Source organism: Cellulomonas sp. EB106-03-03-XG116 (genome assembly GCF_058792015.1).
The window spans coordinates 1-4153 of the sequence record NZ_JBYTEP010000110.1 but is presented as its reverse complement, the minus strand read 5'-3'; the positions used below and the strand labels follow the sequence as shown (position 1 = coordinate 4153).

The 4153-nt window shown below is 77.9% G+C and carries 5 protein-coding genes; 4 read left to right on the top strand and 1 reads right to left on the bottom strand.

Going from position 1 to position 4153, the window contains the following annotated elements; translation table 11 throughout:
* Positions 1-208 precede the first annotated feature (208 nt).
* On the bottom strand, positions 209-1393 hold the full coding sequence (locus AC3WUG_RS19435) for a DUF4439 domain-containing protein (protein WP_492329173.1): 1185 nt from the start codon (positions 1391-1393) through the stop codon (positions 209-211).
* Positions 1394-1653: 260 nt separating this feature from the next.
* Between AC3WUG_RS19435 and rimP the strand changes: the two genes are divergently transcribed.
* The 4 genes from rimP to AC3WUG_RS19415 form a co-directional block, all read left to right on the top strand.
* Complete coding sequence (gene rimP / locus AC3WUG_RS19430) at positions 1654-2232, top strand: ribosome maturation factor RimP (protein ID WP_492329172.1); 579 nt, start codon at positions 1654-1656, stop codon at positions 2230-2232.
* Positions 2233-2234: 2 nt separating this feature from the next.
* Positions 2235-3356: a transcription termination factor NusA gene (gene nusA, locus AC3WUG_RS19425; protein WP_492329171.1), complete on the top strand. Its 1122-nt coding sequence runs from the start codon at positions 2235-2237 to the stop codon at positions 3354-3356.
* Positions 3357-3523: 167 nt separating this feature from the next.
* Positions 3524-3724 (top strand): YlxR family protein, encoded by a 201-nt coding sequence (locus AC3WUG_RS19420; RefSeq protein WP_492329170.1) that lies wholly within the window; start codon positions 3524-3526, stop codon positions 3722-3724.
* Positions 3725-3901: 177 nt separating this feature from the next.
* On the top strand, positions 3902-4153 hold a 252-nt coding region (locus AC3WUG_RS19415; protein ID WP_492329169.1), incomplete at its 3' end, for a translation initiation factor IF-2 N-terminal domain-containing protein.

Here is a 4153-nt window from a genome sequence, read left to right as displayed (position 1 = left end):
AAAACCCCCCCCCCCAGATCAGGCGCCATTTCTCGGGGGCTCGGAGATGTGGAGAAGAGACCCGGCCCGGAGTGCCCCACGCGGCCCGGGGTGGACGCGGGGCGCCCGGGGCGCGACACGGCCTACGCCTTCTGGCCCTGCCCACGGCGATCTGCGGTGGCGGGGCCGGAAGGCCTAGGCGTCGACCGCCCGGCCCCCGTGGGCCGGGTCAGCCCGCGGCGGCGGTCGGCGTCGGAGACGCCGCGGGCGCCGCGGCCGGCAGGCCCGGCAGCGCCGTCGGGGTCGCGCCCCAGGACAGCGCCTCCACGGCCGAGGTGCGCAGGCCGTCGACGGCCGCGGTGCGGTCGGCGGTCGACGCGCGGGTGTCGAGCACGGCGTCGGCGTGCACGGCGGCCAGGTCGGTCAGCAGCCCCGCCGCGAACGCCCGCACGGCCTCGGCGGTCGACACGTCGGCGTCGAGCTCGTACGCCACCCGCCGCGGGTCCTCCGCGGTGCCCGCGACGCCGACGGCCTCGGCCCAGGCGGTCGCCGCGGCGCGGTGCGCGGCGGCGGCGGAGCGGGCCCGGGCGCGTGCGTCGTCGGACAGCCGGGCGGCGGCGACCTCGAAGCCGTAGCCCGCCTGGTCCTCGGCGAGCACGAGGGCGAGGGCGTCGGCGCGGTCGAGGTCCGCACCGAGCGCGTCGGCCGGGCCGGTCGCGGTGGGCGAGGGGGCGGGGGTCGCCGACCCCGACGCGGACGCCGACGGCAGCGCCGCCGAGCCGTCGCCCGACCCCGACCCGTCCGCGGACCCGCCGGCAGTGAAGCCGTCCTCGGGCTCGGCGTCGACCGCGGGCGCCTCGGTGCCGAGCGCGGTCGCGAGGCGGTCGGTCAGCTGGGCGCGGGACGCGGCGACGGACGCGAGCAGCCGGGCGAGCCCCGGCTCGTCGGTCGCGCGGGCGTCGGCGCGGGCCTCGGACGCGGCAGCGCCCAGGAGCGCCAGGACGTCGGCGGGGGTGGCGGCCGGGTCCGTGGCGGACGGCGTGGGGGAGGGGGTCCCGTCGGGGTCCTCGGCGAGCCCGGACTCGTACACCCCGCCCAGCGCCTCCACCTGGACGTCGGACGTCGACGCGACCAGCCCGAGCACGGCCCCGACGGCCTCGTCGGCGCCCGCGGTGGCGGCCTCGGCGGCGGAGGCGAGCGCGAGGGCGTCGTCCACGGCGTCCCGCCGGACCTGCTCCGTCGCGTCGGGGACGGGCTCGGCGGGCGGGTCGGTCTCGAGGCGCAGGCCGCAGCCCGCCAGCAGCGCCGCGGTGCCGAGCGCCAGCACCCCGGTGAGGGCGCGGGCGCGCCGGGACCGGGCGGGCGCGGGGTGCGGGGCGGGGCGCGACGGGCGGCGCGGGGCGGTGCGGGGCATCGCGGGCGATCCTGCCACGGCCGCCGGGCCGCGGGCCGGACCCGAAGTCCCCGTCGGGGCCGGTGTCGCGCACGTCGCACCCGGTCCGGGCCCCGTCCGGCGGGTGCGGCGCCCCGGAGTCAGTACGCTGGTCGCAGCACGCGGTCCGCCGCGCGCCGCTCCACCGTGCAGGACCGACAACCACACAGCGTCGACGTCCCCGGTGTCGGCGTGCGCGCGACGAGGCCGCACCCCGCCGAGGACCGACACAGGAGGTCAACATGCCCGCGCCCGCCAGCGCGCAGCGCATCCGGGAGACCATCGAGCCGGTGGTGACCGCCGCCGGCCTGTGGCTGGAGGACGTCGAGCTGGGCCGCGAGGGCGGCCAGGCCGTCGTGCGCGTCGTGCTCGACGCGCCCGAGGACGCCGAGGAGCAGGTCGACCTGGACGGCGTCGCCGACGTGTCCCGCGCCGTCTCGGCGGCGCTCGACGACCTGGACGGCCTGCCCGACCGCTACACCCTCGAGGTGTCGAGCCGCGGGGCCACCGCGCCGCTCGTCGCCCGCCGGCACTACGCGCGGGCCATCGGCCGCCTCGTGGTCCTCCGCCTGGCGGACGGCGGGTCGCTGACCGGCCGCCTCGTCGACGTGGAGCGCGGGACGACCGACGCGGAGGACGCGGTGGTCGTGACGCCCGAGACGCCGGGCGTCAAGGGCCGGCCGGCCAAGATCGGCGACCCCGTCCGCCTGCCGCTGGCGCAGGTCCGCGAGGGCCGCGTCGAGGTGGAGCTGGTCCGGGACAAGGACGACGCACGGGGCGGGGACTCCGCCCCCGACGGGCCGCAGGGCCGGGAGGACTGATCGTGGACATCGACATGCAGGCGCTGCGGCTCATCGAGCGGGAGCGCGAGATCAGCCTGGACGTGCTCGTCTCGGCCATCGAGCAGGCGCTCCTGTCCGCGTACCACCGGACGCCGGACGCCCACGCCGACGCGCGGGTCGAGCTCGACCGCCGGTCCGGCCACGTGACCGTGTGGGCGCGCGAGCGCACCGTGGTGCCCGCGCCGGACGCCCCGGAGCCGGCGGAGGACGAGGACGGCACGGTGACCGCCGTCCCGCCCACCACGACCTCCCTGGGCCCGGAGTTCGACGACACCCCGGCCGGCTTCGGCCGGATCGCGACCGCCACGGCGCGCCAGGTGATCGTGCAGCGGCTGCGCGACGCCGAGGACGACCAGGTGCTCGGGCAGTTCCGCGGCAAGGAGGGCGAGGTCCTCGGCGGCGTCATCCAGCAGGGCCGCGACCCGCGCGTCGTGCTCGTGGACGTCGGCGGCACCGAGGCCGTGCTGCCCGCGCACGAGCAGGTGCCGACGGAGAAGTACGTGCACGGCGAGCGGATCCGCGCGCTGGTGCTCGACGTGTCGCGCGGCTCGAAGGGCCCGCAGATCACGCTGTCCCGCACGCACCCGAACCTGGTCCGCAAGCTGTTCGAGCTCGAGGTCCCGGAGATCGCCGACGGCCACGTCGAGATCACCGCGCTGGCCCGCGAGGCGGGGCACCGCACCAAGATGGCCGTGCGGTCCCGCGTGCAGGGCCTCGGCGCCAAGGGCGCGTGCATCGGCCCGCTCGGCGCCCGCGTGCGCGCCGTCATGGCCGAGCTGCACGGCGAGAAGATCGACATCGTCGACCACTCGGACGACCCGGCGGAGATGGTCGCGCACGCGCTGTCGCCGGCGCGCGTGCTGTCCGTCACGGTCGTGGACCCGGCGGCCCGCGCCGCGCGCGTGGTCGTGCCGGACTACCAGCTGTCGCTCGCGATCGGCAAGGAGGGCCAGAACGCCCGCCTCGCTGCGAAGCTGACCGGCTGGCGCATCGACATCCGGTCCGACGCGCAGGGCGCCGACGGCAGCCACGAGGGGGCGCCCGAGACCGCGGGTTCGCCCTCGGCCGACGGTGACGGAAGCGCCGCCGGTCGAGTCGGGTGACGTCGCGCGCTAGACTGGGGTCGGCTGGGCCGGACGCCCGGCTCTCCTCGCCGAGCAGGCGGATCCCCGACACCCTCGCAGCGGACGACGCTGCCCGGGCCGTCGTGGGCCCGGTGCGCACGTGCGTGGGGTGCCGGAACGCCGGTCCGAGGTCGGTCCTGCTGCGCGTGGTCGCGGCGACGACGGACGCGGGAGACCCCGCGGTCGTGGTCGACGTGCGCCGGGCGCTGCCGGGCCGGGGTGCCTGGCTGCACCCCGATCCTCACTGCCTCGAGCTCGCCGAGCGCCGTCGTGCGTTCCCGCGGGCCCTGCGTCTCGCGGGGCCGCTGGACACGTCCGCGGTGCGGGAGCACCTCGGGGTCGCGTGAGGAGGACCGTCGCCGCCCGGGCAACCCGCCGGGGTGGCATGTGCACCGTCGAACAGGGAAAGCGGGTCGAAGAGCCGATGGCTGCCCGATGAGCACGCACCGATGAGTACCCAGCGATGAGTACCCAGCACTAACGACGGTCCGACCCTGTCCGGGCGGACCGAGACAGGGAGAGATGTGGCCAAGGTCCGCGTCTACGAGCTCGCCAAGGAGCTCGGAGTCGACAGCAAGTCCCTCATGACCAAGCTGAACGAGCTCGGTGAGTTCGTGCGCTCGGCGTCCTCGACGATCGAGCCGCCGGTGGTCCGCAAGCTGCGGGACACCTACCCCGCCGGTGGTGGCGCCAAGCCCGCCGCGAGCCGGCCCGCCAACGCCCCGGCCGCCGCGCCGGCCCCGTCGGCGACCCCCGCCGCCCCCGCGCCGTCGGCC

Bases quoted from the DNA above. Each gene is read 5' to 3' on its own strand.
- AC3WUG_RS19435 (WP_492329173.1), bottom strand. From the start codon at position 1,393: ATGCCCCGCACCGCCCCGCGCCGCCCGTCGCGCCCCGCCCCGCACCCC.
- rimP (WP_492329172.1), top strand. From the start codon at position 1,654: ATGCCCGCGCCCGCCAGCGCGCAGCGCATCCGGGAGACCATCGAGCCG.